The sequence below is a fragment of the Devosia sp. LjRoot16 genome, assembly GCF_964252795.1.
In the GTDB taxonomy this organism is placed as follows: Bacteria; Pseudomonadota; Alphaproteobacteria; order Rhizobiales; family Devosiaceae; genus Devosia_A.
Map to the genome: position 1 here is coordinate 467245 of NZ_CAXUPH020000005.1, position 23007 is coordinate 490251.

A 23007-nucleotide genomic window follows, 5' to 3' on the forward strand; every position below is an offset into this window, starting at 1 on the left:
GACCGTCATGGCAAGAAAACCTGCGTCGAGGCCTGCAGCCGAGCCGATCAAGCGGCAGGCGATCGTCGTCGTGCACGGCCAGGGCCAGCAGCGGCCGATGGGTACGATCCGTGATTTCGTGGCGGCGCTATGGGCGTCCAACCCGGATGTGACGCCGGATCCGCCCTACAGCAAGGACAACACCTGGATCGTCCCCGACAGCAAGAGCGGGCTCTATGAAATGCAGCGGATCACCACGCCGCCGCATGACAAGGGTCGCCGCACCGACTTCTTCGAGCTCTACTACGCTGACCTGTTGGCCGATACGCCGCTCCGGAACCTCTGGCGCTGGCTCGAGCGGCTGTTCTGGATCAGCCCGCTGCAGGTGCCCAGGCGCATGTACGGGCCGTGGCTGGCTTTCTGGTTGCTGTGCCTCGCCGCCATCGCGATGACGCTCTGGGTCATCCTCGAAATCCCGCAACTGCTGCAGGCGAACTGGCTGGCGCCGTTCCAGGACCGCAATCGGCTCGATGCACTGCTCGGGCTCGCGATCATTGCGGTCGCTGTGCTGACGCTGGTGGTGCCGAAGTTCTTTCCCGCCACGGCGCAGGCAAAATCGATCCCGCGCGGTGCCATCCTCCTCGCGTTGATCGTCGGTGTCGGCTTCATCTCCTGGCAGACGCCGGTGATCGTCGCCGCCCTGATCATGGGCGTGGTGCTCTACCTGTTCACCAACGACCTGCTGCCGCTGTTCGGCGATGCCGCCAGCTACCTGAGCGCGCAGACCGAGACGGTGCGTAGCCGCCAGGCCCTGCGGGAGCGTGGCCTGGCGCTGCTCAAGGCCCTCCACAACGATACCGATTACGACCGCATCGTGGTGGTGGCCCACTCGCTGGGGACGGTCCTCGCCTATGACCTGCTGCAACTGCTCTGGCACAGCGTCGGGCCCACCAAGGACAACCCGCCGGATGCCGACGCGGTCGCCGCCATCGAGGCGGTGGAGCGTTTCGCCAGCAAACCCGTGGCCGAATGGACGCCTGCCGATGTCGAGACCTACCAGACCCTGCAATGGGCAGCGTTCTCGGCGCTGCGGCGGCAGAAGCCGGCCGACCCTCCGCCCGAGGGCAAGCCGGCCGGCCTGTCGGGCTGGAAAGTCAGCGATTTCGTGACGCTCGGCTCGCCGCTCGCCAATGCCGAGTTCCTCGTCACCGAGGGGCTCGAGGACTTCCTGCGGATGAAGCACGAGCGGGTGCTGCCGATCTCGCCGCCCGAGCCGCGCGGCGACGCGGAAGGCTTCATCTATGAGGAGAACGGCCGGATGGTAACACACCATGCGGCAGTGTTTTCCACCGTGTGCTGGACCAACATCTACGACAAGTTCAATCCCAGCTGGTTCCTCAGCGGCGACGTCATTTCCGGCGCGGTTGCCGAGTTGTTCGGTCCGGGTATCAAGGACATCAACGTGACCATCCTCGACAGCGGCAAGCGTCGCTTCAGCCACAACCTCTACTGGGTCGACACCAGGTCGGAGCCGGCGCGCCAGGGAGGGCCGGCCGGTCCCGACGATGCCCACAAGGTCCGGGCAGAAGCGGCGGCACCGCAGATCCAGCACCTGCGCGACGCGGTCGGGATGAGCCGCAGCTAGCCGATGCTGGAAACCCTGCTGCCGTTCATTCTGACGTCGTTCGCCATCGAACTCACGCCCGGGCCGAACATGGGGTACCTCGCGGTGCTCAGCCTCGATCGGGGCCGCATCGCCGGGTTCGCCGCTGCCGCTGGCGTGGCGCTCGGCCTGCTGGTGCTCGGGCTGGTGGCCGGGCTCGGGTTCGGCGCGCTGATCAGCGAGACGCGCTGGCTCTACGAGGCGCTGCGCTGGGGTGGCGTAGCCTATCTGGTCTGGCTCGGCTGGGACAGCTATCGCGACACGCAGAAGCCGCTCGAGCCCGAGGATGTGCAGAAGAACCTGGCGGGTTATTTCGGCCGCGGCCTCGCTTCGAACCTGCTCAATCCCAAGGCTGCGGTGTTCTACATCGCGGTGCTGCCGAACTTCGTCTCCGGCACGGCGCCGGCCATCCCACAACTGCTCAGCCTGACCCTAGTGTATGTCGCAGTAGCGACGATCATTCACCTGGGGATCGTCCTGCTCGCCAGCACGCTGCAGCCGGTACTGTCGTCGGACCGGATCCGCAGTCGGGCCGGTATCGTCTTCGGCGTGACGCTGGTGCTCATCGCCATCTGGCTCGCCGTCACCACGCATCGGACCTGGAGCGTTTCACCGCTTCAATGACCGGCGGAGCGCTCCAGTTTCTCGATTCGGTCGCGCCTTCGAACCGGAAAGTCTGCAACCTTTCCTCAAAGCACCTATTGACCTCAACTTCACTTGAGGTCGTATCCAGACTGCCTTCCAGCAAAGGGCACGGCAGTTATGGATCTCACGTTCAATATCCTTCTCATCATTCATCTGGCGGCCTTCGGGCTGGCCATTACCACCACCATCGCGGCGCCGCTGATCGGCAGCCGCATCGGCGCGGCCCCGCCCGATGCCCGACCGCTGCTCGGCGGCATCGGCAAACGCCTCAGCATCAACGCCCGCATCGCCTTCGGCCTGCTGCTGCTAACCGGCATCGCCATGGTCTATGTCCGCTATGGCGGCTTCGAGGGGCAGAGCGTCTGGTTCTTCATCAAGATGGGGCTGGTGGTGGTGGTGCTGATCGCCATGATCATCGGCATCGTCGCCAAACCGGGCACCATCAGCCCGCAGGTGATGGGCTGGATCACCCGGCTCGCCATGGCCGGCATCGTCATCAGCGCGGTGATGGCGTTCAACTAGAGCATTTTGCGATTGGGCCGCACCCGAACTCTGGCCCTGGACGTACTCACCGGGTCATTCCCGCGAAAGCGGGAACCTCGGTTTTCTTGGCCGCGCCACCATCGCAAACGGAGATCCCCGCTTTCGCGGGGATGACACCGCGGGTAGGGAGTTCGATAGGCAGTTTGGCGGATGCAGGTTACCTCGGTGTGCGTTCTTGCGCCGCCGGGGTTCAGCAGCCATGTGTGGCCGGTTCAGCCAATGAGGACCGCCGTGCCGCGCACTGTCAAGATCGACCTGTTTACCGATACTGTCTGCCCGTGGTGCCTCGTTGGCTCGGCACGGCTCGACCAGGCGATCGCCGCATTGCCGGATGACGTGGTGGTCGAGGTGGAGAACCATCCGTTCTATCTCGATCCCAACACGCCCGAGGAAGGCGTGGTGGTCGCCGACATGCTGCGCGAGAAGTATGGCCGTGACCCCAAGGAGATGTGGGCGCGCGTCGAGGGCGAGGCGAAGACGTCCGGGATCGACCTCGATCTCAGCCAGCAGCCGCGCTCGTTCCCGACCCGTAAGGGCCACACGCTAGTGCGCCTCGCCAAGGCCAAGGGCACCCAGCACGCGCTGGCCAATGCCATCGCCTGGGGCTACTTCATGGATCACCAGCTGATCAATGACGACGAAGTGCTGGCCGGCATCGCCGCGCAGCACGGCTTCACCCACGCCGAGGCGCTCGACGCGGTACGCGACCCGCGCGAGCTGGCGATTACCCACGAACTGGCGGTCGCCGCGGCGCAGCAGGGCATCCAGGGCGTGCCATTCTTCGTGTTCGACAACAAGTTCGCGGTTTCCGGCTGCCAGCCGGCCGAAGTGTTCGAGCGGGCCTTCGCGTTCGCGCTCGATCCCGAGAAGATGAAGGCCGCGCAGGGCTGACATCGCTCCGCCGCCATGGCATGCCCTTTCGGCAACGGAGGGCATGAGATGCAGCGGCTGGGACGGATCGCCATCGGGGCCGGCATCGTCGCGGTGCTGGCCTATGCCATGGTGCTGGGCGCCATGTATTTCTTTCAGCGCGACTTTCAATACGACCGTGGCGGGCGGCTGCTGGCGCTGAGCGAGACCAAGCTCACCGCGGCGGAGCTGGTGAGCATCCCGAGCGCCGACGGCTCGTCCCTCACCGGTTGGTACCAGCCGCCGGCTGCCGGCAAGCCGCTGATCGTCTATTTCCGCGGCAATGCCCAGAGCTTCTCACGCGAGCACGAGCGCTTCGCGGCCTTCGTCGCCGACGGCTATGGCTTTCTCGCCTTCGACTATCGCGGCTTTCCCGGCTCGCCCGGCGAGGTGAGCGAGGCGAACATCCTCGCCGATGGCCTCGCGGCCTATGACTGGGCGGCCGACAAAGGTTTTCCGATTGTCCTCTGGGGCCGTTCGCTCGGCTCGGGGCCCGCCACCTATGTGGCGAGCCTCCGGGAGGCCGACGCGCTGCTGCTGGAGACGCCGTTCGACTCGGCTGTCTCGGTGGCCGCCGACCGTTACTGGTTCCTGCCGGTCGGGCTGCTGATGGCAGACCAGTTCCCGGTGGACCAATGGATCAAGGATGTCATCGAGCCGGTCTATGTGGCGCACGGCACGGCAGATCGCACCATTGGCGTCAGCCATGGCGAGCGGGTCTACGCCCTGGCGCCGAACCAGGATGAGCTCTGGATCGAACCCGGGGCAGGACATAGCGACATGTGGGCGCGAGGACTGTGGGAGCGGGCGAAGGGGTTCTTTCAGCGGGCTGAGGCTGGGGTGCGCTAGATGCGCGGCCCGCACCGGCCCAAAATGAAAACGCCGGCCCCAAGGGACCGGCGTTTCAATTTTAGCGCTGTGCGCCGGCTCAGTACAGGGTCAGGCCCGCGAAGGCGACCGAGTAGTTGAGGCCGGTCTGGCCCTGGATCGACCACGGCTGCAGGGCGAAGCCCTTGCGCGAACCGCCGATCAGCCAGTTGCCGCCGAGGCCGACGCCGAGCGTGGCTTCAGCCGAACCGCCGACATAGGTGCCGGCCAGCGAGCCCTTGCCGTACTTGGTATTGGAGGCCGAGAACACCAGCCAGACGATCTCGGTGCGGCCGGTGACGCCGATGTCGATGCCGAGCTTCTTGATGTTGCCCTGGTAGCGCTCGGTCTTGTAGCCGTCGCGCTTGAAGCGGCAGGTCATATCCTTGGACGAGCCGATGATGAAACCGATACCGGGATCGACGGTGCAGCTGAGTACGCCGACCTTGACCTGGGTGGCGGCCTGGGCGGCGCCGGCGGTCATGAGCATGACGGCAGCTGCAGCCGCGGCGATGAACTTCTTCATGTTGGAGTCCTCAATGTTTGACGCGTTTTATCAGAGCAGGATTGCGTTTCGTTGAAGCGCACTCCTGCTCCAAGTCCTAGTAGTCGCGAGATCTAACCGGAAAGGTCTGCAACCTTTCCTGAACTCGCTCTAGTTCGACCCAGAGTGGATCGGGAGTCTATCCGTTGCCGCCAACGGCACAAGGCCTCATCCGGTTGCGCACAAACTGCACAAATATGAGCAAGTTCTGGCGGTACGTAACAAAAACGCCGCCCTTGTGAGGCGGCGTTCCTGAACCAAATCTGAACGCCTCTTACGGGCGTGCCGGACGCGCTGCCGCGGCAGGGGCGGGCAGGCCGCCTTCACGCTGGGCGCGCTTGCGAGCCAGTTTGCGAGCGCGGCGCACGGCCTCCGCCTTCTGGCGAGCCTTCTTCTCGGACGGCTTCTCGTAGTAGTTGCGAAGCTTCATCTCGCGGAAGACGCCTTCGCGCTGGAGCTTCTTCTTCAGTGCGCGCAGCGCCTGGTCAACATTGTTATCGCGAACAACTACTTGCAAGCGCAACCGCCCTTCGTAATCAGTCAGAACTGTTTGAGGTACACGCCCCAAAGGAGCGCCGACCGGCTGAACCGGTCATTCGTGGGCGGCTATATAGGCCAATCGAAACGGCTTGTCCACACCGGCAAGCGTCCGAAATCGCTCATTTTGCGCGCTTTTTCAACGCAACTCGGTTGATGTGACCCATTTTCCGGCCGCGGCGCGACTCGGCTTTGCCATAGGCATGCGGCTGGATGTTGGGGCCAAGCCGTTCGGGAATCGCGGTGATTTCGTCGCCGATCAGGTTCTCCATCACCACGTCGGCCATGCGGCCCGGGTCGCCCAGCGGCCAGTTGACCACGGCGCGGATATGCTGCTCGAATTGGTCGGTGATGGCCACGGCCTCGGTCCAGTGCCCGGAATTGTGGACCCGCGGCGCGATCTCGTTGACCAGGAGCTTGCCGCCCGGCAGCACGAAGAACTCGACCCCGAGCACGCCGACATAGTCGAGCGCGATGGCGATTTGTTGCGCGATCTCGACCGCCTTCTTCGCAGTCTTTGAACTGATGTCGGCGGGCACCGTGCTGGTCTTGAGGATATGGTCGCGATGGACATTTTCGGCGGGGTCGAACGCCGCGACTTCGCCGAGCGCGTTGCGCGCCACCACTACCGAGATTTCCTTTTCGAAGGCGATGAAGCCTTCCAGCACCAGCGGCCTGGGCGACAGCAACTCCCAGGCGAGGGCGGCGTCTTCCATATTGTGGACGATGCGCTGGCCCTTGCCGTCATAGCCGAGCCGGGTGGTCTTCAGCACCGCCGGGGTGCCGATCTCTTCGAGCTCGGCCTCGAGCCGGTCGAGGTCGGCGATTGCCGCGAACGGCGCCACCGGGATGCGGTTGATGGTGAGGAAGGCCTTCTCGGCCAGCCGGTCCTGCGACACGGCCAGCGCATTGGCGCCGGGGCGCAGCGGCTTCAGGTTGGCGAGGAAGGCGGCGGTTTTCGCCGGGACGTTCTCGAACTCGTAGGTGACCACGTCGACGCCGGCGGCGAACGCGGCGAGCGCAGCCTCGTCGTCATAGGCGGCGACGGTCTTCAGCGGCGTCACGTCGAAAGCCGGGCTTTCAGGATCCGGGCAGTAGATATGGGTCCTCATCCCCAGCCGGGCGGCGGCGAGCGCCAGCATGCGGCCGAGCTGGCCGCCGCCGAGGATACCGATGGTGCTGCCCTGCGGCAGCGGCGTGGCGTCAGACATCGTCGGATGGAAACTCGGGGATGGAGGCGGTCTGGTCGGCGCGGAAATCGTCGAGCGCCGAGGCGATTTCAGGATCAGAGAGCGCGAGGATAGCGGCGGCCAGCAGGGCGGCGTTGATGGCGCCGGCGCGGCCGATGGCGAGGGTCCCCACCGGAATGCCGGGCGGCATCTGGACGATGGAGAGCAGGCTATCCTCACCGCCGAGCGCCGCGGTCTGTGCCGGCACGCCCAGCACGGGCAGGGGGGTCAGCGCGGCCACCATGCCGGGCAGATGCGCGGCGCCGCCGGCAGAGGCGATGATCACCTGAAAGCCCTCGGCTTTGGCGCCCCTGGCGAATTCATACATCCGGTCGGGCGTGCGATGCGCCGAGATGATGCGCGCTTCGTAGTCGATCTTCAGCGCGTCGAGGGTCTCTGCGGCATGGCGCAGGTTCGGCCAGTCGGACTGGCTGCCCATGATGATGGCGACGGGTGGCGAGGTCGGCACTTAGGTCCCCCGGAAGGCGCGGCTCATGCCTAGTTTTGTCGCGCAGTCGAACCGCAAAAGTCTGCAACTTTTGCTGACTGCGCTCGCGACGTTTGTCGCGCAGTCGAACCGCAAAAGTCTGCAACTTTTGCTGACTGCGCTCGCGACGTTTGTCGCGCAGTCGAATCGCAAAAGTCTGCAACTTTTGCTGACTGCGCTCGCGACGTTTGTCGCGCAGTCGAATCGCAAAAGTCTGCAACTTTTGCTGACTACGCTCCGTGGTTTTCACCCTTAGGGAAGAGCCCCGCCGAGCGCAAGCGGCTAGCGCTCGTCCTTTTGGTCAGGCAGCGGTCGGCGGCCGGTCCAGGGCGCAGGCCAGCGCATCGAGGGCGGTGCGATCGGCCAGTTCGATCGAGCCCTCCGGCAGCCCGAGGATGCGGTCGATGACGGTGCCCAGATATTCCATCTTGTCGAGCAGGCGCTGCGACAGCCGCTCGAAATGCAGCCGGTCGCGGGTCTGGTAGAGCTCGACGATCAACTCCCGGTTCGAGGTCATCAGGTGCATGATGGTCTCGGCGGCGCTTTCCGGATCCGGCGTATCGAAGGTCTGCTCGGCAACGCCTTCGACAATGATGCGCGTCAGGATCGGCCGCACCACTTCGGTGACAGCGCGCTGGGTGCGCTCGAACAGCTGCAGGTTCTCGGCCCGGAACATCGGCTCGAAGGTGGCGCGCAGTTCCGCCGCGGTCTCGGTCTTGTGGCGGCGCATGGTGCCGAGGAAACCGGCGAGCTTGGAGAACGCATCGAGCGTTGGGTCGGAGAGTTCGGCTTCGGTCAGCGCTGCGGTCTGGCGCGCATAGCGGCAGGCGAGGGCCTCGACCAGGTCCTCTTTCGATTCGAAATGGTGGTAAAATGCCCCCTTCGACACGCCGACGTCGGCGATGATCTGACTGACCGAGGTCGAGTCATAGCCATTGCGGGCGAACAATCGCTGCGCCGCATCAAGGATTTCGTCGCGCCGCGCCGGGGCGCTCTTCACAATTCGAGGAAACGGCATTCCGCCCTCCCAAGGACAGTCGCACGCGTCAATATCATGGACCGACCAGCGGTCGGTCAGCTGTGTAGCACGCTGCGTGATGAATGTGGAGCGCGGCGCGCCGACGCAGGCAGGTCTTTGATGCCGGCGCTCAGACGGGAAGCGGCTGCTTGGCTTCCGGAGGCGCCCTGCCGTCAGGCGATGATGTCGGGCAGCAGGATGTTCTCGAGCTGCACGATCCGATCCTTCAGGGTGAGCTTGCGCTTCTTCATGCGCTGAATCAGCATCTGGTCGGAGTAGCCGGACGATGAGAGGGTGTGAATGGCGGCGTCGAGGTCGGCATGTTCCTGGCGTTTTGCAGCCAGTTCCAGACCCAGCGCGGCTTCTTGTTCCTTGGTGAGCGGCAGCATCGCAGCGGTTGACGAGGTCCCTCAGCGAGGCGAAATGCCCGTGCGAAAAGGGTTAGCCGATCGGTCGGAGATTTGCACCTGATTTTGCACCAGCGGCGATGTGTTGCAGTCTTGCACATCGACAGCGCGTGAAATTTTTGTGACGATCACTGCGTCGAAAAGCTGGAGAGGAGTTGTCATGACGACTGAAGGCCACGTCGAATCGCTCGAGCGGCGTCACCGGGAATTGGACCGGAAGATCGAGGATGAAATGAGCCACCCCAGCCACGATGACTTGTACGTCGCGGCACTGAAGCGGAAGAAACTGGAGATCAAGGACGAGCTGACGCGAATGCTCAGCGAGGCCTGAGGAAACAAACAGAATCCCATGCAGTTGTGAGGGCCACGGCAAGCGCCGCGGCCTTTTTTCATGGGCGGCGTTTGGAGCGCGGGGCCACCCCACCCAGCTGCGCTGCGCTACGCTGCCGCCGGTGGCTGTGGACCCCCACCCTTGATCCCTCCCCGCAAGGGGGAGGGAGACGACAGCCCCGATATCAGTGTGAGGGTCTCCCTCCCCCTTGCGGGGAGGGGGCAGGGGTGGGGGTCCACAACCACCGGCGCTCCGGGGTGGACGCTCACCTGAAATCGTTGATCTCGAACCAGTAGCCGTTGGGGTCCTCTACGAACACAGCGCGCATGCCGTCGGGGCGGGTGTTCACTGCGCCCGGGTTGCCCTGCATGTCGGAGAACGGCGTGCCCAGCGCCCGCAGATGCTTGAGCACTGCCTCGAAATCTGGAGCGGAGAGCGCGAAGTGCGTGCGCTTTTCCACATGGGTGCGGCTGATGTCGCCCGCCTGGATATGGAAGCGCTGGCTGTTGCCGAACTCGAACCAGCGGATATGGGTGCCGCCCATCGGGTCGGGCACTTCGCGGATCTGCAGCACCTCGGTGAGGAATTTCGCCGTCTCGTCGAGGTCGCGAACCAGCAGCGCGATATGGTCGAGGCGATAGTCGATGCTCATGTTCTTGCTCTTGTTGCACCCTGGAGGTCAGGAAAAGCCCGTCTCGCGAAGGCGGGGATCACAGGCCCTTCCGATTCGAAAACGCGACCAAGTCAAAGACTGAGAGCATCTCACCGAAATGGTGGGATGCTTTAGGCAGCGGCGCTGGTGAAGAACACCCCGACGGCGCCATCATAGATCAGCTTCAGCGACAGCAGGAACACCAACCAATACGTAAGCTGGTAAAACCGCTTCACTGAAATTCGCCGCACCAGCCAGACGCCGATGATCACCCCGGCAATGGCGAGTGGGGCGAGTACCGCGGCCCGTTCCAGATTGGCGACGTTGAGCTGGCCGAGGAAGAAGTACGGCACGAGCTTGGCGGTGTTGACGATGGCGAAGAAGAAGGCAGTGGTGCCTGAAAAGATCACCGGCGTCAGCTTCTGCGGCAGCACATAGATCTGGAAGGGCGGCCCACCGGTGTGGCTGATGAAGCTGGTGAAACCGGCCGCGCCGCCCCAGAAGGTGCCCCAGGTCCGCGACGGCGGCAGCCCCTCGAGCTTCTTGCGCAGCGGCAGCAGCGCATCGAGGATGAACAGCAGCGTCAGGATACCGACGAACAGCAGCACCATGGCGTCGGAGACAAAGCTCCACAGCACCCAGCCGACAACGGTCCCCACGAAGGCGCCCGGCAGCATGATCTTGAGGATGCGCCAGTCGGCATCCTTGCGGTAGGTCCAGACGGCAATGGCGTCCATGACCAGCAGCAGGGGCAGCATCATCCCCGCGGCGTCGCGCGCCGGCATCACCAGGCTGAGGAGTGGCACCCCGACCAGCCCGAGACTCCCTACCAGCCCGGATTTGCTCAGGGCGACAATGAAGACCGCGAGGACTGCGACGGTCCAGAAATAGAGATCGGGCATGGGGAAAGGGGGCGACCGGTGGGAAGACAGACAGGCGCTACTCGGAGGCCCGCGGCGCCTTGTTGTCAATATCGCCTTCAGCAGAATGCCCCGGTTCCGGGTGTTGTTCTCGATCCGCCTTCATCACCGCATCGAGCATTTCGGTGGAGCGGCGGACAAAGCCGATATAGGCGGCCTGGTCGTGCCGCACGGCGTAGCTTTCGTGCAGCATGCGGGTGTCGTGCTGCTCGAACGCCTCGGCCACCCGGTGGGCCTCCGCCTTGTCGCGACCGAGCGCCAGCAGCGCGTCCTCGCCCAGCTTGATGGCGGCGCGGAAGGTCTCGCGCTCGATCACCTGTACGCCGAGCGCCATCAGGTCGTGGGCATGCGAGCGGTCGACGGCACGGGCGGCGACGATGACGTCTGGATAGTTGCGGCGGATCAGCTCGGCGATGCCGAGGATGCGCTCACCGCCGGCCACGGCGATGACGATCATCCTGGCCTTGTCGGCGCCTGCGGCGCGCAGAATCTCGAGGCGCCCGCCATCGCCATAGAACACCTTGACGCCGAAGCGCTTGACCAGCTCGATCTGCGCCGGATCGTCGTCGATCAGCGTCATTTCGAAGCCCTGGGCGCGCAGCAGCCGCGTGACGATCTGGCCGAAGCGGCCATAGCCGAGGACGATCACCCGGTCATGCGGGTTGGGCACGTCGGGACCTGGCGGCAGCTCGGTTTCGTCCCCGCCATTGCGGTTGAGGCGCGGCGCCCAGAGCCGGTCGTAGAGGAAGATCAGGAACGGCGTCGTCGCCATCGAGAGCGCCACCACCACGGTCAGCAGTTCCACCTCGGGCCCCGAGAGGTTCCCGGCGGTACGGGCGAACTGCAGGATGACGAAGGCGAACTCGCCAGCCTGGCTGAGCAGCACCGCCAGCAGCACCCGCTCGGCGACGTGCATCTTGAAGAAGGTGGCGAGGACGAACAGCACCAGCATCTTGAGGCTGATCAGCGCCGCCACCAGCGCCAGCACCAGCAGCGGGTTCTCGATCACCACGCTGAAGGCGATCGACATGCCCACGGTGATGAAGAACAGCCCGAGCAGCAGGCCCTTGAACGGCTGCAGGTTGCTCTCGAGCTCGTGCCGGTACTCGCTGTCGGCCAAGAGCACGCCGCCGAAGAACGCGCCCAGCGCCGGCGACAGCCCGAAGCTTTCGGTGACCAGCGCGGCGCCGATCACCAGCGCCAGCGCGAAGGCGGTGAACGCCTCGGGCACGCGGGTGCGCGCCAGCCAGCTCATCAGCGGCCGGATGACGAAGCGCGAGCCGAGCAGCGCCGCGGCAAAGGCGCCGACCACCACCAGGGCAATCCACCAGTCGATCGGGTTGTCGACCGCTTCGATCACATTCTCGCCGATCGCCTCGATGGGCGAGCCGCCCATGGCGGTGAGCAGGGGGATGATGGCGAGGATGGGGATTACCGCCACGTCCTGCACCAGGAGGATCGCCAGCGAGGCGCGGCCGGTGTCGGTCTTGGTGATGTTGCGCTGGTCGACCGACTGCATGGCGATGGCGGTGGAACTCATCGCCAGCGCCAGGCCCACCACCACGGCATCGGCCCAGACGAAGCCGATCAGCCGGGCCAGGATCGCGACGACGACGGTGGTCGCCGCCATCTGGGTCAGGCCGAGGCCGAACACCTTGTTGCGCATGCGCCAGAGTTCGCTGCCATCGACCTCGAGGCCGATCAGGAACAACATCATGACGATGCCGAATTCGGCGATCTGGTGAATGAGGTCGGTGTCGGAGACCAGCGCCAGCCCATAGGGGCCGATCAGCACACCGGCGGCGAGGTAGCCGAGGATGGTGCCGAGCCCGGCCCACTTGAACAGCGGGACGAGCAATACCGTTGCGGCGAGGAGAACGAAAATCGCGAGCAGCAGGTTTATTTCCATCTCTGCTGCCCGCGCCTTGGCTCTTACTCTTCGGAATCGCCCTTCAGCGACTTCAGCTTGGCGAACACCGAGTCGGCGTCCAGCTCTTCCTCGCGCTCGGGGCGGCGTTCGGTATGCTCGTCGTCCTCGGCGTGGTCCATGCCGGCACGGCCATGGGCGCCAGCCAGCGCTTCCTCTGCGGTCAGCAGCATGGTGCCCTGTTCGGCGATATCGCCCGGGGCAGCGCCCTTCGAGGCACGGCTCACTTCCAGATCGAGGTCGATCTGGCTGGCAAGACCGAGCGTCACCGGGTCCATCGGGGTGATGTTGGCATTGTTCCAGTGGGTGCCCTCACGCACCGCGTCGATGGTCGACTTGGTGGTGCCGACGAGGCGCATGATCTGCGCGTCCTTCATCTCGGGGTGGTTGCGCAGCAGCCACTTGATGGCGTTCGGACGCTCGTTGCGGCGCGAGATCGGCGTGTAGCGCGGACCTTTGCGCTTGGGCGCGGCGACGCGGACCTTGGGGTCCGAGATCTTCATGCGGTAGCTCGGGTCGGCCTCGGCCTTCTCGATCTCCTCGCGGGTCAACTGGCCGTTCTGCAACGGGTTGACGCCCATGATGCCGCTGGCCACGTCGCCGTCGGCGACGCCCTGCACTTCAAGCGGGTGCAACCCGCAAAAGGCGGCGATCTGCTCGAACGAGAGCGCGGTGTTGTCGACCAGCCAGACGGCGGTTGCCTTGGGCATCAGTAGGGGCGTGGCCATGATAAATCTCTCCTTGAGGCGCGGCCGGGTTCTTCCGGTCCGCCCCGCCTCGTGGTTCATCCTGAGGGGGAATAATGCGCCTATATACCCGCGGGTTCAGGCCGATTCAATCGGATTGTCGCTATCATCAGCAGTCTCGCCCCATGGCGTGACGAGGATCAGCTTGCCGTAATTGCCGGGTCGCTCGAGTTCGACATGACCACGCGCCGCCTCGGCGAGCGGCAAGGCCCGGATCCGCGGGCGGACCATGCGGCCATCGGCCAGCGCCGGCCAGGCCGATTTTGCGAGGCTCCGGGCGATCGCCGCCTTCACCTCGCGGCTCTGTGGTCTCAGGGTCGAGCCCGAGAGCGTCAGCTGCTTCATCAGGATCAGGCTGGCATTGATCTCGGATTTCGGCCCCGCCAGCGTCGAGACGATGACGATATGGCCGAAGCGGGCCGCCGCGCGGATGTTCTTTTCCAGCGCATCGCCGCCGACGATATCGACGATGCGGTCGGCGCCTTTGCCGCCGGTGATCGACAGCGTCCGGGCGACGAAATCCTCGTTCGAGCGGTCGATGGTTTCGATAGCGCCGAGCGCGCGGGCATAGGCCGCCTTCTCAGAGTCCGAAACGATGGCGATCGGGTGAGCGCCGTGCAGCCGGGCGATCTGGATGGCGGCCCCACCAATACCACCGGCGGCGCCGTGGATCAGCACCTGCATGCCGGCGGTGACACCTGCCCGCATCACCAGCGTCTGCTCGATGGTGAAAAAGGTCTCGGGCAGGGCGGCGCCAGCGAGCATCGACCAGCCGGTGGGAACCGGCAGCACCTGCCCGGATGGGACCGCGACATATTCGGCATAGCCGCCGCCATGGGTCAGCGCCACCACCTGGTCGCCGAGCGACCAGCCGCGCACGCCCCGGCCGATGGCCGCGATCTCACCGCCGACTTCGAGGCCGGGCAGGGGTGAGGCATCGGGCGGTGGGTTGTAGGTGCCGCGGCGCTGGCCGAGATCGGGCGCATTGAGACCAGCGGCCGCAACACGGATTAGCACTTCGCCGGGGCCCGGTTGCGGCACCGGCAAGCGCACCGGCTGCAGTACCTCGGGGCCACCGAACTGGGTGATGGAGATCGCGGTCATTTCGGCGGGGATCGGCATGAGCATAGCTAGGACCATGCGGCGCACGCTGGCAATCGGCTAATCGTCCGGGGGACGTCGGAGGTGACGCCCCGGGGGGACGTCGCAGTCGACGCTCCGGGGACGTCAGAGGCGACACCCTGGGGACGTCGAGTTGACGCCCTGGGGGAGTCAGGGTTGCACGCTCCGGCAGGAGGGCTAAAATTCGGAAAACCCAAGCCGGGAGAAGATCATGTTCGACGACGACGCAGTCAAAAAACCGAGGGGACACGAGGTCGGCATGCTGATCGACACGATGTCGGTCGAGGAGCTCGAGGAGCGGATCGGTCTGTTGAAGGCCGAGATCGCTCGCCTGGAGCAGGCGATCGCGGCGCGCAACAAGACCCGCTCAGAGGCGGAATCGCTGTTCAAACTGTGAGGCGCCGCCGGGCACCGCGCTGGTGACGGAATGGCAAGGTTAAGAAAGCGAGTCTCGTTAACCTCAAATTAACACATCGCCGTTAACTTAAATCCTATCCAGTTCTCTGGATTTTGCAGAGTGGTTTCTCCCTCTGTTTGACGCCTCCCTGTTAACTTTCGAGAGCCGTTTCGACGGCTCTTTTCTTTTGTCCGGTTCCCATTGGCGCGTTAAGCCAACGGCAAGGGAGGCGGGCGCACAACGGGGTATCCGGCAGCAGGGGCCGGTCGCAATTTTCCGTTACCCGGGCAGCAACGCGTGGACGACAGCAGGCAGAAGCAGAAGCCGGTGGCCATCGGGCCGCGCATCGTCGCGTCGGGTGGGTTCGACATGCTCTATCGCGAGGGCATGGTGCTGATCGAGGAGGTCGCCTCCTATCTCGATGGCGATGGCCGCGCCGAGAGCCGCGGCCTGCCGCGCGAAGCCTCGTTCCTCTACGCTTCCGAGAGCATGCGCCTTACCACCAGGCTGATGCAGCTCGCCTCATGGCTGCTGCTGCAGCGCGCCGTGAACGAAGGCGAACTCACCGCCGAGAACGCCCGCACCGAAAAGGAGAAGGTCCGCTTCTCCGCCACCCCGAGCGATCGCGGCGGCCCGGGCTATGGCGAGCTGCCGCAGCGGCTCCTGGAGTTCATCGCCAAGGGCGACCGGCTGTTCGACCGGGTGCAGCAGTTCGACAAGCTCGAGCGCGGCGGCGTGCCGGAATATGCCCCGAGCGCCGAAGGCGGCATTGCCGACCAGCTGGCGCGGCTCAAGGCAGCGTTTGGCCGGTTGAAGGAATAGGGCGCCAGCCCTTACCATCGGTCGATCTGACCGAGGTGGGATAATGACCGAGACATTGACGGGTGGGTGCCTCTGCGGCGCCGTTCGTTACACCTACCAGGGTGAGGTCGGCGCCGCTGGCTATTGCCACTGCGAGGATTGCCGCCGGGTCTCGGGCAGTGCCTTCGGCGTCAGCGTGCGGGTCGCTGCCGCTGGCTTCAGCGTCAGCAAGGGGATGCCCAGGAGCTTCGTCAAACAGGGTGACAGCGGCCGGCCGGTGGCGCGCTGCTTCTGCGGCGATTGCGGCTCGCCGCTCTACACTTTGCCGCCGCTCCACCCTGAGGTGGTGTTCATCAAGGCCGGCAGCCTCGATGATCCCAGCGTCGTCAAACCCAACCGCCAGGCCTGGACGCGCTCACGCGTCGATTGGGCTGAGATCGATCCGTCGATCACGGCGTATGAGACGAACCGGGTTTGAGGGCAAATTGGCGGCGATCGCACCGGTCCGGTGATGCCCCACCGGCGTCATCTGCGCGAAGGCGCCACGCTACGGTGGCGCCCACCCACCGGCTGTCATCCCTGCGAAAGCAGGGACCCATCCATCCGGATGCGCGGGCTGCAAGTTGGGTCCCTGCTTTCGCAGGGATGACATCGAGTCTGAGGCACTGCCTGGTAGTGAGTTGCGCCGGTGGGGCGTCCGCCCAAGCCGTTGATATTACTCCAAGCAACAAAAAAGCCCGGCGCAATGGCCGGGCTTTTGTAGTCGTCGGTGCCGTCAGGCTTAGAAGCCGAGGCCCTTGAACTTGTCCTTGAAGCGGGTGACGCGGCCACCGCGGTCCATCAGGTTGCCCTGCACGCCAGTCCAGGCCGGGTGCGTGGTCGGGTCGATGTCGAGCTGCAGCGTGTCGCCTTCCTTGCCGTAGGTCGAACGGGTCTGGTAGGTCGTGCCGTTGGTCATCGCCACGGTGATCATGTGGTAGTCGGGATGGATGTCGTTCTTCATGGCGCTGCCTCAAATCAAACGGGCGCCACGGCGCCCGGACGAAACGATTAATACGGATTGGCCGGGTTCATAGAGAAAATCCCGCACTAGCGCAAGGGGAAGCCGCGTGTTGTCGCGGGGCTGGCAATTCGGTTGCGGCGCGAGCGCTGCCTGCCTATATCGAGGGCACTTTGAAAAGCACCACGCGCAGCACCACCGGAGCGGCCCCGACCGGCAGGCTCGGCAGCAAGGGCGAGGCCCTGAAGACCGGCCAGCGGGACATCAAGCCGATCCGCCGGCTGATGCCGTTCGTGCTGCGCTATCCGTGGCGCCTGACCTTCACCATCGGTTTCCTGCTGGTCTCGACCCTGTCGTCGCTGGTGATCCCGGCGCTGGCCGGCAAGATCATCGACAAGGGCTTCGTCGAGCAGAACCTGTCGATGGTCGGCCAGTATGGCATGATCGCCATCGGCGTGGCGCTGGTGATGGCGCTGGCAAGCGCCGGGCGCTTCTACTTCATTTCGGTGCTCGGCGAGCGCGTGCTCACGGACCTGCGCCGCAAGGTGTTCGATCACCTGTTGACCCTCGATTCGGCGTTCTTCGACCTGCACCGGGTGGGCGAGCTCACCTCGCGGCTCAACGGCGACGTGGCGACGATCCGCGGCGCCATCGGCACCAGCCTTTCGATCATGCTGCGCGGCGCGGTGACGCTGATCGGCGCGGTGACGCTGATGTTCCTCACCAGCCCTTACCTGGCGCTCACCATCGTCATCGTCGGGCCGGCGATCCTGATCCCGGTGATGCTCTATGCCCGGCGGTTGCGGCGGATGTCGCGCCGCACCCAGGATGCGCTGGCCGACATGTCGGCGATGGCGACCGAGGCGCTGGGCGCCAGCAAGACCATCAAGAGCTTTGTGCAGGAGCCCGAGCAGTCGCGGCTCTACGGCTCGCGCGCCGAGGAATCGTTCGAGGCGGAAGTCAGCCGCGTGGGGGCGCGCGCCGCGCTGCTCGGCGGGCTGCTGTTCCTTTCCACTTCGGCGCTGGTGGTATTGGTCTGGTGGGGCGCCAACGCGGTGTTCACCGGCGTCGTCACTGTCGGCGAGCTGGCCCAGTTCATGATCTACGCGCTGATGGCCAGCAATGCGCTGACCAACCTCTCCGAGATCATGGGCCTGTTGCACACGGTTTCGGGCGCCACCGAACGGCTGGTCGAGATCCTCGACACCGAGCCGGCAATCAAGCCGCCGGCAAACCCGCAGGCCCTGCCGGTGCCGCCGCTGGGCACTGTCGCTTTCGACGATGTCGACTTCGCCTACGAGACCCGCGACAGCGAAGCGGTGATCTCCGGCATGAGCTTTGCGATCGCGCATGGCGAGACGGTGGCGCTGGTCGGCGCCTCGGGGGCCGGCAAGTCGACGCTGTTCGCACTGGTGCAGCGCTTCTACGATGTCACCGCCGGGCGTATCCTGGTTGACGGCATCGATGTGCGTGACGTCGAACCCGAGCAGCTCCGCCGCCGCTTTGCCTATGTCGAGCAGGAGCCGACGATCTTTGCCGGCACCATCGCCGACAATATCCGCTTCGGCCGGCCGGAAGCGACGTTCGCCGAGATCGAGGCGGCCGCCAAGGCGGCACTGGTGCACGACTATGTCGCCGAGCTCAGCAATGGCTACGATTCGATCGTGGGTGAGCGCGGGGTGATGCTGTCGGGCGGCCAGAAGCAGCGGCTGGCGATCGCGCGGGCCTTGCTCAAGGACGCGCCGATCCTGTTGCTGGACGAGGCGACGTCAGCGCTCGATGCCGAGAGCGAGCGGCTGGTGCAGCTGGCGCTGGAGCGTCTGATGACTGGCCGCACGACGCTGGTGATCGCCCACCGCCTCGCCACCATCCGCGACGCCGACCGCATCCTGGTGCTGGAAAAGGGCCGCCTGATCGATCAGGGCACGCACGACCAGCTGGTGCGCAAGGGCGGCAAGTACGCCGAACTGGCCAAGCTGCAGTTCCGCGCCGAGCTGCAGCGCGAAGTGGCGGAATAACCAGATTTGGTGGGCAGGGGGAGAATTTGCACTCCCACAGCTCAAGCGGGGCGTTTACAGCGCCTTGGGCTCACTCATGCCCAGCCTGCCCTTGGTATATCGATAGGCAGGCATGGGGGGAGTCCCTGTTGCGCAACGCTTCGGACCTCGCCCAAAGCTAAGGCGGCGCTTATGCTCGAAGCGGCCGGTGCTGTCAATCGACGCTATTCGGTGAGCTTGAACGCGAAGTGGCCGAGTCGTCAGCCGCTTTGGCGCGGCAGCGTGTTGCGATTGGCGGCGCGCAGCTGGCCGGGCGCGATGTTGCGCACACGCTTGAAGGCCTTGGCGAAGGCGAACTCATTCTCATAGCCCACGCGCGGCGCCACGGCGGCGATACGGTGTCCCTGCTCGAGCAGGCCCGCCGCGACCGTCATCCGCCAGCGCGTGACATAGCTGAGCGGCGCTTCGCCAACCGCCTCGGCAAAGCGCCGGGCGAACACGGCGCGTGACAGCTTTGCCCTCGTGGCCAGCGTGGCGACGGTCCAGGGGTGCGCCGGATCATCGTGGATGGCGCGCAATGCCGGCGCGACCTGCGGATTCTGCAGCGCACCGAACCAGGTGGACGACTGCGAGCGGCGCTGCTCTTCGAGCCAGGTGCGAAGCGTATAGACGAAGATCAGGTCGACCAGCCGGTCGACGACCATCGCCGTACCCGAACCCCGGCTTTCCGCTTCAGCGGCGAGGAGCGAAATGGCGGCCTCAAGACCGGTCCCGTGGGTCTGCTTGCCGGTGAGGTGGACGAGGCTGGGCAGGCCGCGCAGCAGGGGATTGGTCCCGGCAGCGGAGAAGGAATAGGAGCCGCAGAGCAGCACGGTGGTATCGCCGTCAGTGCCATCAGGGAATTCGATCGCCTCGCCTGGAGCGAGGCCGGCGAGGAGGCTCTCGAACTCGACGGCAGGCGTCTGTGGTGTATCACCCAGCGTGTGGCCGGAGCCGTGCGGGAACAGCACGATGTCGCCGGGGCCCAAGGCGACCGGGGTGTCACTGCCATCGACGCGGGCCCAGCAATGGCCGCGGACCACCACATGGAAACCGGCCCGGTGGCTGGTTTGTCCGGCATGCAGGGCCCACGGCGCGCGCAACTCGTTGCGTGAGGAGAGGACGCTGCCCAACTGCACCGCATCCAGCACCTCGCTCAGCACATCGGCACGGGAATCGAGACGTTCGAACATGATATCGAGTGTTTCACCCATCGAAGAGATCGGCCGTGAGCCGTATGTCATGGCGCAGTCAAGGTCAAGGAAAGCTGCAAATGACACGCTCTGTTCTGGTTCTCGGTGCCACCGGCAAATCCGGTCGCCGTCTCGTCCCGTTGCTGAGGGAGCGGGAGGTAAAGGTTCGGGCTGCGAGCCGCCGCGGTATGGCCGGTACGGCCTATTTCGATTGGGACAAGCCTCAGACCTATGAGGCAGCCCTGGCCGGCATCGACGCCGTCTATCTGACGCCGCCGGAGCTTGTGGTGGACCCGACGGGGCACACCGGGCCGTTTCTCGCCGCTGCCGTTCGGGCGGGCGTCGGGCGGATCGTCGCCGTGACGTCGATGGGGGTGGCGTTTCCCAACGAAGGACCGGGAACGGGACGCTATGAGCTCGAACAGCAAGTCATAGCTTCTGGCCTCGAATGGACCATCCTCAGGCCATCGGGCTTCAACCAGAATTTCTCCGAGGATTTCTTTCTTCCCGGCATCCTCGGGGCTGACATGATCGCGACCGCCACCGGCGACGGCGCCGTCGGGTTCGTCGATGCCGAGGATATCGCCGCAGTGGCGGCAGCCGCGCTACTCGACGAGGGGCACGGCGGCAAGGTCTATGATGTGACGGGGCCCGAGGCGATGAGCTTTGCCGATGCGGCAGCGATCATTGGGCAGGCCGCCGGACGGGACATCGCGCACCGGAAGATTACGGGAGAAGAGTTCACCCACATCCTGGTGGGGGCGGGGTTGGCGCCGGACTACGCGTCGATCGTCGTCGGCAACCAGCTGGCGATCCGAGACGGATTGGGCTCGGCGATCAGCGATACGGTCCCGCGCCTTACCGGTCGGCCGGCGCGCAGCTTTGCCGACTATGCTGCAAAAGCGGCGCCGAGCTGGGCGCGGCCTATTCGGTCAGCTTGAACTCGATGCGGCGGTTGCGGCGGTAGGCTTCGTCGCTGTCGCCGGGATCGATGGGCGAGAACTCGCCGAAGCCGGCGGGGACCAGCCGATTGGCCGGGACGCCCTGGGTGATCAGGTACTTCGCCACTGAAATCGCGCGGGCTGCCGAGAGCTCCCAGTTCGAGGGGAATTCGGGCGTGTTGATCGGCCGCTTGTCGGTGTGCCCGTCGATACGCAGCACCCAGTTCACGTCGGCTGGGATCTGCGTCTGCAGCTCCTTGATGGCAGCGCCGAGCTTGGCCAGTTCGGTCTGGCCTTCGGGCGAGATGGCCGCCTCGCCGGCATCGAACAACACCTCGGACTGGAAGACGAAGCGGTCGCCCACCACGCGCACATCGGCCCGGCCTTCCAGCACCTGACGCAGCTTGCCGAAGAAATCCGAGCGGTAACGGCTCAGATCCTGCACGCGCTGCGCCAGCGCCAGGTTGAGCCGGCGGCCGAGATCGGCGATCTGCGTACGGTTCTCGGTGTCGGTGGCCTCGGAGGCCTGCAGCGCCTGTTCCAGTGCGGCGAGCTGGGTGCGGAGCGCCGCGAGCTGCTGGTTGAGCAGCGCCACCTGCGCCGCCGCCTCGCGTGACAGGTCCTGCTGGGCGGTGAGATCGGACTCGAGCTGGGCGATGGTAGCGTCCTTGCCGTCGCCGCCGGCGCCGAGGCCGGCCAGTTGCGCCGCCATCTGGTCGCGCTCGGTGGTGGCCGAGGTCAGTGTCGCCGAGAGCGTTGCGATGGTCGATTCGAGGTCGCTCGAGTTCACCTTCTCGAGCTGCAGCAATTCGGTCAGTTCGGCGATCTGGGCGTTGAGCCGGCTCATCGCCGTGTCCTTGCCGCTGATCTCCTGGCCGAGGAAGAACTGGCTCAGCATGAACAGCGAGAGGAGGAAAATGATGACGAGCAACAGGCTCGACAGGGCGTCGACGAAGCCCGGCCAGTAATTGGTGACCTGTGAGCGGCGGGAGCGGGTGGAGCTCGCCATCAGTTCGGCCGCCGGTCGGATTCACCCTCGCGCAGCATGGCTTCCATCAGTTCGCGGAGCTTCTTGTTGGTCTCGCCCTGCTGGATGATGTGGCCGCGCAGGTCTTCCTGTTCGGCCTTGATGTGCTTGACCAGCCCATCGATGCCGCGGGCCAGCTCGGCCATGGCGCGGATGGCATTCTGCGAGGAGCCGGAGTTCTGCAGGGTCGAGCCGAACTGCGCCAGCATCGCCGACATTTCATCGCCGGAGACGCCGAGGCCGGTGGCCTGCATCTGGGTGACGGGGTGGTCGAGCTCGGTCATCGAGGTCATCCAGTCCTCGAGGTCGGTGTAGAAGGCGTTCTGCGCCTGGCTCGCCTGCAGGTCGAGAAAGCCGAGGATCAGCGAGCCGGAAAGGCCGAGCAGCGAGGCGGAGAAAGCGGTGCCCATGCCGCCGAGCGGGGCGGCGAGGCCTTCCTTGAGGTTCGAGAACAGCGTCGCGGTATCGCCGGCCGTGGCGTCGAGCGCCTGGATGGTCGAGGCGACATGGGTGACGGTCTCGAGCAGGCCGTAAAAGGTGCCGAGCAGGCCGAGAAAAACCAGGAGGCCGGTCAGGTAGCGCGAGGTGTCCTTGGCTTCATCGAGGCGGTTGCCGACGGAATCAAGGATCGAGCGCATCGAGGAGGGAGTGATCACCGCCTCGCCAAGCCGATCGCGCAAGAGGTTTGCCACCGGCGCCAGCAAGCGCGGCTGCACCGCCGGCATGCGGCCTTCCTGCAGCGCGTTGACCCAGTTGATTTCGGGGAACAGCCGGATCACCTGGCGGAAACTCAGGATGATACCGATGAAAAGCGTCAGCAGAATCAGCGAGTTGATGAAGGGGTTGGCCCAGAAGAAGATCAGCAGCTGGTTGGCGAGGATGGCGGCGACCAGCGCCACCAGCACCAGGAAGATGACGATCTTGACCAGATAGACCGCGGGGCTCGCCAGGCGATACGGGTCGTAAGTTTGCGACATGTCGCGGCCCCATGCTCATGAAATCGGCCTGACAATAGTGCGCTTCGGCGAATCCGCGCAACGGTCGGCAACCCACCATGCGGGTTAACCCCATGAAATCCCGACAATG

Annotated in this window: 27 protein-coding genes; 12 read left to right on the plus strand and 15 right to left on the minus strand. The window is 65.3% G+C overall.

Features of this window, described 5'->3' with window-relative positions:
* Positions 1 to 7 precede the first annotated feature (7 nt).
* The 5 genes from ACSQ23_RS23545 (at position 8) to ACSQ23_RS23565 (ending at position 4588) form a co-directional block, all read left to right on the plus strand.
* On the plus strand, positions 8 to 1624 hold the full coding sequence (locus ACSQ23_RS23545) for a hypothetical protein (protein ID WP_055883046.1): 1617 nt from the start codon (positions 8 to 10) through the stop codon (positions 1622 to 1624).
* 3 nt (positions 1625 to 1627) lie between these two features.
* Positions 1628 to 2266 (plus strand): LysE family translocator, encoded by a 639-nt coding sequence (locus ACSQ23_RS23550; protein ID WP_055883055.1) that lies wholly within the window; start codon positions 1628 to 1630, stop codon positions 2264 to 2266.
* 138 nt (positions 2267 to 2404) lie between these two features.
* Entirely contained in the window at positions 2405 to 2809 is a 405-nt protein-coding gene (locus ACSQ23_RS23555; protein ID WP_055883057.1) for a hypothetical protein, read from the plus strand.
* A 252-nt stretch (positions 2810 to 3061) separates the two neighbouring features.
* Positions 3062 to 3721 carry a DsbA family oxidoreductase gene (locus ACSQ23_RS23560; protein ID WP_055883059.1) on the plus strand — a complete coding sequence of 220 codons (660 nt, stop codon included), beginning with the start codon at positions 3062 to 3064 and terminating at the stop codon, positions 3719 to 3721.
* Between the two features lie 48 nt (positions 3722 to 3769).
* Positions 3770 to 4588 (plus strand): alpha/beta hydrolase, encoded by an 819-nt coding sequence (locus ACSQ23_RS23565; RefSeq protein ID WP_436092093.1) that lies wholly within the window; start codon positions 3770 to 3772, stop codon positions 4586 to 4588.
* Between the two features lie 79 nt (positions 4589 to 4667).
* On the opposite strand, the gene ACSQ23_RS23570 is transcribed toward ACSQ23_RS23565, so the two are convergent.
* The 4 genes from ACSQ23_RS23570 to purE form a co-directional block, all read right to left on the minus strand.
* Positions 4668 to 5132, minus strand: a complete 465-nt coding sequence (locus ACSQ23_RS23570; RefSeq protein WP_055999566.1) for a DUF992 domain-containing protein — start codon at positions 5130 to 5132, stop codon at positions 4668 to 4670.
* Between the two features lie 292 nt (positions 5133 to 5424).
* Positions 5425 to 5667 carry a 30S ribosomal protein S21 gene (gene rpsU, locus ACSQ23_RS23575; protein WP_055046207.1) on the minus strand — a complete coding sequence of 81 codons (243 nt, stop codon included), beginning with the start codon at positions 5665 to 5667 and terminating at the stop codon, positions 5425 to 5427.
* A gap of 142 nt (positions 5668 to 5809) precedes the next feature.
* A complete protein-coding gene (locus tag ACSQ23_RS23580; RefSeq protein WP_436092094.1) occupies positions 5810 to 6898 on the minus strand; it encodes a 5-(carboxyamino)imidazole ribonucleotide synthase in 1089 nt (362 codons plus the stop codon).
* The gene (purE, locus tag ACSQ23_RS23585) at positions 6891 to 7355 is read right to left on the minus strand and encodes a 5-(carboxyamino)imidazole ribonucleotide mutase (protein WP_055883325.1); all 465 of its coding nucleotides are present in this window, start codon (positions 7353 to 7355) and stop codon (positions 6891 to 6893) included. Before purE ends, ACSQ23_RS23580 begins: the two co-directional genes overlap by 8 nt.
* A gap of 55 nt (positions 7356 to 7410) precedes the next feature.
* On the opposite strand from purE, the gene ACSQ23_RS23590 reads away from it, so the two are divergent.
* The gene (locus tag ACSQ23_RS23590) at positions 7411 to 7659 is read left to right on the plus strand and encodes a hypothetical protein (protein WP_436092095.1); all 249 of its coding nucleotides are present in this window, start codon (positions 7411 to 7413) and stop codon (positions 7657 to 7659) included.
* A gap of 45 nt (positions 7660 to 7704) precedes the next feature.
* On the opposite strand, the gene ACSQ23_RS23595 is transcribed toward ACSQ23_RS23590, so the two are convergent.
* Both ACSQ23_RS23595 and ACSQ23_RS23600 read right to left on the minus strand, forming a co-directional pair.
* Positions 7705 to 8421, minus strand: coding sequence for a TetR/AcrR family transcriptional regulator (locus ACSQ23_RS23595; protein ID WP_082528311.1), 717 nt, complete (start codon positions 8419 to 8421; stop codon positions 7705 to 7707).
* 173 nt (positions 8422 to 8594) lie between these two features.
* The gene (locus tag ACSQ23_RS23600) at positions 8595 to 8810 is read right to left on the minus strand and encodes a YdcH family protein (protein WP_055883069.1); all 216 of its coding nucleotides are present in this window, start codon (positions 8808 to 8810) and stop codon (positions 8595 to 8597) included.
* Positions 8811 to 8988: 178 nt separating this feature from the next.
* Here ACSQ23_RS23600 and ACSQ23_RS23605 point away from each other — a divergent pair, with 178 nt between their 5' ends.
* The gene (locus tag ACSQ23_RS23605) at positions 8989 to 9159 is read left to right on the plus strand and encodes a YdcH family protein (RefSeq protein ID WP_069909386.1); all 171 of its coding nucleotides are present in this window, start codon (positions 8989 to 8991) and stop codon (positions 9157 to 9159) included.
* A 265-nt stretch (positions 9160 to 9424) separates the two neighbouring features.
* Here the strand turns inward: ACSQ23_RS23605 and ACSQ23_RS23610 are convergent, their stop codons facing one another.
* The 5 genes from ACSQ23_RS23610 to ACSQ23_RS23630 all read right to left on the minus strand — a co-directional run bounded on the left by ACSQ23_RS23610 (position 9425) and on the right by ACSQ23_RS23630 (position 14508).
* On the minus strand, positions 9425 to 9811 hold the full coding sequence (locus ACSQ23_RS23610; protein WP_055883071.1) for a VOC family protein: 387 nt from the start codon (positions 9809 to 9811) through the stop codon (positions 9425 to 9427).
* Positions 9812 to 9942: 131 nt separating this feature from the next.
* On the minus strand, positions 9943 to 10713 hold the full coding sequence (locus tag ACSQ23_RS23615; RefSeq protein ID WP_436092096.1) for a sulfite exporter TauE/SafE family protein: 771 nt from the start codon (positions 10711 to 10713) through the stop codon (positions 9943 to 9945).
* A gap of 37 nt (positions 10714 to 10750) precedes the next feature.
* Positions 10751 to 12640: a monovalent cation:proton antiporter-2 (CPA2) family protein gene (locus ACSQ23_RS23620; RefSeq protein WP_436092097.1), complete on the minus strand. Its 1890-nt coding sequence runs from the start codon at positions 12638 to 12640 to the stop codon at positions 10751 to 10753.
* Positions 12641 to 12663: 23 nt separating this feature from the next.
* Positions 12664 to 13386, minus strand: a complete 723-nt coding sequence (locus ACSQ23_RS23625) for a DUF1013 domain-containing protein (protein ID WP_055999584.1) — start codon at positions 13384 to 13386, stop codon at positions 12664 to 12666.
* Positions 13387 to 13482: 96 nt separating this feature from the next.
* Positions 13483 to 14508 (minus strand): NAD(P)H-quinone oxidoreductase, encoded by a 1026-nt coding sequence (locus ACSQ23_RS23630; RefSeq protein ID WP_436092098.1) that lies wholly within the window; start codon positions 14506 to 14508, stop codon positions 13483 to 13485.
* Positions 14509 to 14737: 229 nt separating this feature from the next.
* Here ACSQ23_RS23630 and ACSQ23_RS23635 point away from each other — a divergent pair, with 229 nt between their 5' ends.
* The 3 genes from ACSQ23_RS23635 (at position 14738) to ACSQ23_RS23645 (ending at position 16202) form a co-directional block, all read left to right on the plus strand.
* A complete protein-coding gene (locus tag ACSQ23_RS23635) occupies positions 14738 to 14923 on the plus strand; it encodes a DUF1192 domain-containing protein (RefSeq protein WP_055883079.1) in 186 nt (61 codons plus the stop codon).
* Positions 14924 to 15220: 297 nt separating this feature from the next.
* Positions 15221 to 15745 (plus strand): protease adaptor protein RcdA, encoded by a 525-nt coding sequence (gene rcdA / locus ACSQ23_RS23640; RefSeq protein WP_082528312.1) that lies wholly within the window; start codon positions 15221 to 15223, stop codon positions 15743 to 15745.
* Positions 15746 to 15788: 43 nt separating this feature from the next.
* Positions 15789 to 16202, plus strand: coding sequence for a GFA family protein (locus ACSQ23_RS23645; protein ID WP_055883081.1), 414 nt, complete (start codon positions 15789 to 15791; stop codon positions 16200 to 16202).
* Between the two features lie 303 nt (positions 16203 to 16505).
* Here ACSQ23_RS23645 and rpmE read toward each other — a convergent pair whose 3' ends face one another.
* On the minus strand, positions 16506 to 16727 hold the full coding sequence (gene rpmE / locus ACSQ23_RS23650; RefSeq protein ID WP_055046196.1) for a 50S ribosomal protein L31: 222 nt from the start codon (positions 16725 to 16727) through the stop codon (positions 16506 to 16508).
* A gap of 170 nt (positions 16728 to 16897) precedes the next feature.
* Here rpmE and ACSQ23_RS23655 point away from each other — a divergent pair, with 170 nt between their 5' ends.
* On the plus strand, positions 16898 to 18742 hold the full coding sequence (locus tag ACSQ23_RS23655) for an ABC transporter transmembrane domain-containing protein (protein WP_244488481.1): 1845 nt from the start codon (positions 16898 to 16900) through the stop codon (positions 18740 to 18742).
* Between the two features lie 239 nt (positions 18743 to 18981).
* Here ACSQ23_RS23655 and ACSQ23_RS23660 read toward each other — a convergent pair whose 3' ends face one another.
* A complete protein-coding gene (locus tag ACSQ23_RS23660) occupies positions 18982 to 19974 on the minus strand; it encodes a cupin domain-containing protein (RefSeq protein ID WP_436092099.1) in 993 nt (330 codons plus the stop codon).
* A gap of 59 nt (positions 19975 to 20033) precedes the next feature.
* Here ACSQ23_RS23660 and ACSQ23_RS23665 point away from each other — a divergent pair, with 59 nt between their 5' ends.
* A complete protein-coding gene (locus ACSQ23_RS23665) occupies positions 20034 to 20894 on the plus strand; it encodes an NAD(P)H-binding protein (RefSeq protein ID WP_436092100.1) in 861 nt (286 codons plus the stop codon).
* Here the strand turns inward: ACSQ23_RS23665 and ACSQ23_RS23670 are convergent.
* Together ACSQ23_RS23670 and ACSQ23_RS23675 are read right to left on the minus strand one after the other, a co-directional pair.
* Positions 20878 to 21903 (minus strand): peptidoglycan -binding protein, encoded by a 1026-nt coding sequence (locus ACSQ23_RS23670; protein ID WP_055883088.1) that lies wholly within the window; start codon positions 21901 to 21903, stop codon positions 20878 to 20880. The genes ACSQ23_RS23665 and ACSQ23_RS23670 overlap by 17 nt on opposite strands.
* Positions 21903 to 22898, minus strand: a complete 996-nt coding sequence (locus ACSQ23_RS23675) for a hypothetical protein (RefSeq protein ID WP_055883090.1) — start codon at positions 22896 to 22898, stop codon at positions 21903 to 21905. Before ACSQ23_RS23675 ends, ACSQ23_RS23670 begins: the two co-directional genes overlap by 1 nt.
* Positions 22899 to 23007: the final 109 nt, after the last annotated feature.

Coding starts and splice junctions, on each gene's coding strand:
- ACSQ23_RS23545 (WP_055883046.1), top strand. CDS start 8: ATGGCAAGAAAACCTGCGTCGAGGCCTGCAGCCGAGCCGATCAAGCGG.
- ACSQ23_RS23550 (WP_055883055.1), top strand. CDS start 1,628: ATGCTGGAAACCCTGCTGCCGTTCATTCTGACGTCGTTCGCCATCGAA.
- ACSQ23_RS23555 (WP_055883057.1), top strand. CDS start 2,405: ATGGATCTCACGTTCAATATCCTTCTCATCATTCATCTGGCGGCCTTC.
- ACSQ23_RS23565 (WP_436092093.1), top strand. CDS start 3,770: ATGCAGCGGCTGGGACGGATCGCCATCGGGGCCGGCATCGTCGCGGTG.
- ACSQ23_RS23570 (WP_055999566.1), bottom strand. CDS start 5,132: ATGAAGAAGTTCATCGCCGCGGCTGCAGCTGCCGTCATGCTCATGACC.
- ACSQ23_RS23580 (WP_436092094.1), bottom strand. CDS start 6,898: ATGTCTGACGCCACGCCGCTGCCGCAGGGCAGCACCATCGGTATCCTC.
- purE (WP_055883325.1), bottom strand. CDS start 7,355: ATGGGCAGCCAGTCCGACTGGCCGAACCTGCGCCATGCCGCAGAGACC.
- ACSQ23_RS23590 (WP_436092095.1), top strand. CDS start 7,411: ATGCCTAGTTTTGTCGCGCAGTCGAACCGCAAAAGTCTGCAACTTTTG.
- ACSQ23_RS23595 (WP_082528311.1), bottom strand. CDS start 8,421: ATGCCGTTTCCTCGAATTGTGAAGAGCGCCCCGGCGCGGCGCGACGAA.
- ACSQ23_RS23600 (WP_055883069.1), bottom strand. CDS start 8,810: ATGCTGCCGCTCACCAAGGAACAAGAAGCCGCGCTGGGTCTGGAACTG.
- ACSQ23_RS23605 (WP_069909386.1), top strand. CDS start 8,989: ATGACGACTGAAGGCCACGTCGAATCGCTCGAGCGGCGTCACCGGGAA.
- ACSQ23_RS23610 (WP_055883071.1), bottom strand. CDS start 9,811: ATGAGCATCGACTATCGCCTCGACCATATCGCGCTGCTGGTTCGCGAC.
- ACSQ23_RS23615 (WP_436092096.1), bottom strand. CDS start 10,713: ATGCCCGATCTCTATTTCTGGACCGTCGCAGTCCTCGCGGTCTTCATT.
- ACSQ23_RS23620 (WP_436092097.1), bottom strand. CDS start 12,640: ATGGAAATAAACCTGCTGCTCGCGATTTTCGTTCTCCTCGCCGCAACG.
- ACSQ23_RS23625 (WP_055999584.1), bottom strand. CDS start 13,386: ATGGCCACGCCCCTACTGATGCCCAAGGCAACCGCCGTCTGGCTGGTC.
- ACSQ23_RS23630 (WP_436092098.1), bottom strand. CDS start 14,508: ATGACCGCGATCTCCATCACCCAGTTCGGTGGCCCCGAGGTACTGCAG.
- ACSQ23_RS23635 (WP_055883079.1), top strand. CDS start 14,738: ATGTTCGACGACGACGCAGTCAAAAAACCGAGGGGACACGAGGTCGGC.
- ACSQ23_RS23645 (WP_055883081.1), top strand. CDS start 15,789: ATGACCGAGACATTGACGGGTGGGTGCCTCTGCGGCGCCGTTCGTTAC.
- rpmE (WP_055046196.1), bottom strand. CDS start 16,727: ATGAAGAACGACATCCATCCCGACTACCACATGATCACCGTGGCGATG.
- ACSQ23_RS23660 (WP_436092099.1), bottom strand. CDS start 19,974: ATGGGTGAAACACTCGATATCATGTTCGAACGTCTCGATTCCCGTGCC.
- ACSQ23_RS23665 (WP_436092100.1), top strand. CDS start 20,034: ATGACACGCTCTGTTCTGGTTCTCGGTGCCACCGGCAAATCCGGTCGC.
- ACSQ23_RS23670 (WP_055883088.1), bottom strand. CDS start 21,903: ATGGCGAGCTCCACCCGCTCCCGCCGCTCACAGGTCACCAATTACTGG.
- ACSQ23_RS23675 (WP_055883090.1), bottom strand. CDS start 22,898: ATGTCGCAAACTTACGACCCGTATCGCCTGGCGAGCCCCGCGGTCTAT.